The 2,234-nt window shown below is 32.6% G+C and carries 1 protein-coding gene; it reads left to right on the forward strand.

Annotated features, from left to right (window positions below; translation table 11 throughout):
* Positions 1–2,118, forward strand: a 2,118-nt coding sequence (locus DWX91_RS16980) for a hypothetical protein (protein ID WP_207664042.1), incomplete at its 5' end; no start/stop codon positions are given.
* Positions 2,119–2,234 lie beyond the last annotated feature (116 nt).

Here is a 2,234-nt window from a genome sequence, read left to right on the forward strand (position 1 = left end):
TTGGTCATGCAGACCCAGATGAATTACTCGAGGTACTATCATATCTATGCTTCCGGCAGTACGCCTTATCAGCTGACTGACAAAAAGCCGCTGCCGTATAGCGAACAGAATTATGATAAAGATTTTTATGACCAATATGGTATATATATTAAACCACATGGATATACAGTCTCTTCCAGAAAAATCGAATCTTATATTCAAATTGCAAATATTCAAAAATATCTACAATGTAACCCCATTCGTGCAATAGATCTTTTCTTTAATATTGAATTATTAGACGGACAATCTTTGTTAGTTCAACGAAGTTGGGTTTGTCCAAACGTACTTGCAGTTTGTACGCGTGGTTATGGTAAAAGTACAGTAATTGATTTAGAGATAATGGCTAAAGATATGTGCTTCTGTAATGTTTGGACTTATATTGCAAGCGGTACTGGTGGACAAGCAGAACAAACTTTTACTACACTAGAAAGACTTGCAAATGATAATATTGATACATTTTATGGTTCGACAGGTTCAGTTTTTAAAAATGAAGTTGAAGTAAAAAATGTAATTGGGGATGGATTCAGCCATTCTAGTAATGGGTTTTCTTATACATGTTATAACAATTCCATGACTAAGACATTGAACTCAAATGTGGACGCCAAAAGAGGAAGTCGCGGATCTGTAATTTTTGATGAAAGTGGTTTCCTTTCAGATGAAATGATGAACGTTTATGGAGCTTTTGCAGCAGTAAACAGAAGCTTAAAAACTGGTAAAGACGCTGATGGAAATTCTATAGATCCAATTCGGCAAAGATGTATTCCTAGAGATTTACCATATCAGAAATTTTACATTAGTTCTGCTTCTTCAAGAGATACACAATTTTGGAGATTATATAGAGATTTTGCAAAACAGCAAATTATGGGAAATCCTGATTATTGCGTTTTACATATTGATTGTGAACAAGCTTTTAAACCTACTTTAAAAGGTGAATTAGTTACTCCGCTTCTATCTCGTACTACGGTTGAAACAGAAATGAGAACAAATCCAGAAAAAGCACGTAGAGAATATTATTGTCAATTTACTACTGATGCTGGAACAGATGCAATCATTCGTAGAGGTGTTATTACCAGAAATGAAGAAGTTCGTAAGCCTTTACTTTTTAATGACACTGGTAATAAAAAATTTGTTATTGGCTATGATCCAGCTAGAAGTCGAGACAACTCAGTTATTTTAGTTGGAGAGGTTTATGACTTTGAGCAGGTAGATGGTACAATTGATAAAAGAATGCGATTGGTTAATTGTATTAATCTTATTGATGTTGGAAAAAAAATTAAATCTCCTATGCAAACTCCAGATCAAGTAAAATATCTAAAACAGGTAATTTTAGATTATAACGGTGGTGCTGATGGATATGAAAATATTCTTGGTATATATATTGATGCTGGTTCTGGCGGTGGCGGTGTAAATATTGCTGATTATTTAATGCCAGATTGGACAGATGAAGCTGGTATTACCCATAGAGGGCTGATTGATAAAGAATATTCTTCAGAATATGTCAAGAAATTTCCAAATGCAGTTGATAAAGTCCATTTGATGTCTCCTACTGCATATAAATCTGAAATGTATGAAGCGATGATTGAATTAATAAATCAGGATAAAGTTAGTTTCACAGCTCCATATGATAACAAAGATTATTTAACAGTATTTGATGTAGATCAGGAAAAGTTAAATAAAGCAAAGGAAGAAATAACTTTAAAATTGAAAAAAGAGAAATTGAGCGAACGCGAATTTGAAGAAAAGCTTAACGAAGAGTTGAATAACATCCAGTCTGTAAATACAAAATCAATTAAACTTGAGTGGATGGATAAATTGGCTTTGGCTAATATAGATGCATTAAAAGAAGAATTAGTAAACATGGTAAGAAAAAAACGTGATTCTGGTAAAGACTCGTTTGAACTTACAGCGGAGAAAGCTAATAAGCTCCACGATGATAGAGCTTATACAGCTTGTTTATGCTGTTATGCTTTAATGAATGAACGTAGAAAAACTATTACTCAGAGAAAACGTCCAGCCACAACAGACATCATGAAATATTTCTCAGTACGCGCACCAAAGAAAACAACTCTATTTTCATAATAATCTTAACTATCTTAATCTAATATTAGAATTTAAAAATTCAAAACATAAATATATAAAATTCATAAGAAAGGAGGTATATAGAAAATTTGAATAAGGAAAACAACAAAAGAAAT

It is taken from the genome of Clostridium sp. AF22-10 (genome assembly GCF_003478725.1).
GTDB classification, from domain to species: domain Bacteria; phylum Bacillota; class Clostridia; order Lachnospirales; family Lachnospiraceae; genus Otoolea; species Otoolea fessa.